Genomic DNA, 1,339 nt, shown 5'->3' with positions numbered 1-1,339 from the left:
AGTCGCTCCTGCACGCGATGCAGCTCTTGAATGGGCTCGTAGATTCCTAGTCGTGTGTCTATCCAGGCAGAGCTGGCCGTGCTGACAAAGTAGCGCACATCAGAGCGGGGCGAGTAACGAAAGGGCTCCGGCAGCTCTCCCCCAAACACCCAGTCCAGCAGGTTCTGAATGCGGTGGCGGGGATGCCACTTTTCATCAAAGGTGTGGTAAGCGCGGCGGGCAATTTGAATGGCTTCTTGGGGATGGTCTAGGTAGTAGCGAACTTTTTCCAGGAGTTCGGCTTCGGAGTTGTAGGTGTCGCAGTAGGTGCCGGGCGCCAAAAGTTCGTCCAATCCTGAGGCGAAGGAGAGCTGGTCAGTGAGCAGAAAGCCCCCTGCAGAAATCACTTCCAAGTTCCTTAAGTTCAGATCCCCATTTTGGCTGCAGTTGAAAGAGATTAACGAGCCACCAAATATTAGTTGAGGATTGTGGACTCGAGTCTTTATAAGTAGAGGTAGACCCAGTTTTTTCAAGGACATGATCAACTTAAGACGTCTGTAATGATAAGAGTTAAAATTAAGGTTACCCACAAACGCAACTCTAATTTCTTTCTTTTCTATCCAACTGGAGCTGGTGAGACAAGCGGAAATGAAAGGCAGCCAAGCTAGCCTTTGAACTCCTGCTGCTGCGAACCAGTGGAGGTGCTGTCGGTCATAGGCGGTGGCAATATAATCAAAGGCTTCAGTGGCCCAGTAAGTTAGAAGGTGGGTGATAGGGAGCACATGATGATGCGTATCTCCGGCTAGCAAGACAGTTGGGCAGCCAAATTTTTTCGTGTTGAAAGGACTAGTCAGATCAACACTCGATGTCCAGACAATCACCAAGTCAAATTCTTTGTCTTCGACTTGATCTGAATACTGGACAAATTCATAGAGGTCAAAGTCTTTGTCAGGACACTCAACTAAGCTTTTTGGAACACTAAAAAAATCGAATATCTGTCTTCTAACCTTTCCTTTCGGACATAGAGTTACTTGACGCTCTGAAAGAGTGAGAGGTGGGACATAATCAGGTGGAGTCATCCAAACTAGTAGAACTCGAGGATTCATCAGTCTCAGAGCTTCCTAAAGATTACCACTGCTTTCGTAGAATATGCATCTATTCAGATAACATAAGCACCCGTAGTTACCCTGAGAAACTTCCTCCTGCCAGAGGAGATGGGTAGGATCCAACATCTGGTCAATCTGCTTGCGGTCTTGCTCAGAAGTAAACTCCACGTAAATCACCTTGATGTCTTCGAGCTGCTCTTGCAGGCTGGTCAACACCTCCACCTCATTCCCGCCTGTAGCCACCCTGAGCACAT

General features: G+C 47.9%; 1 protein-coding gene and 1 pseudogene. Both read right to left on the bottom strand.

Annotation, left to right across the window (positions count from 1 at the left end; genetic code table 11):
- Positions 1 to 1,058, bottom strand: a 1,058-nt coding sequence (locus ACVWZJ_RS14115; RefSeq protein WP_457396484.1) for a glycosyltransferase family protein, incomplete at its 3' end; no start/stop codon positions are given.
- A gap of 42 nt (positions 1,059 to 1,100) precedes the next feature.
- Positions 1,101 to 1,339: pseudogene (locus tag ACVWZJ_RS14110) on the bottom strand (glycosyltransferase family protein); the annotation flags it as partial.

The organism is Thermostichus sp. OS-CIW-29 (genome assembly GCF_054058195.1).
This window is presented reverse-complemented; position numbering and strand designations above follow the sequence as displayed.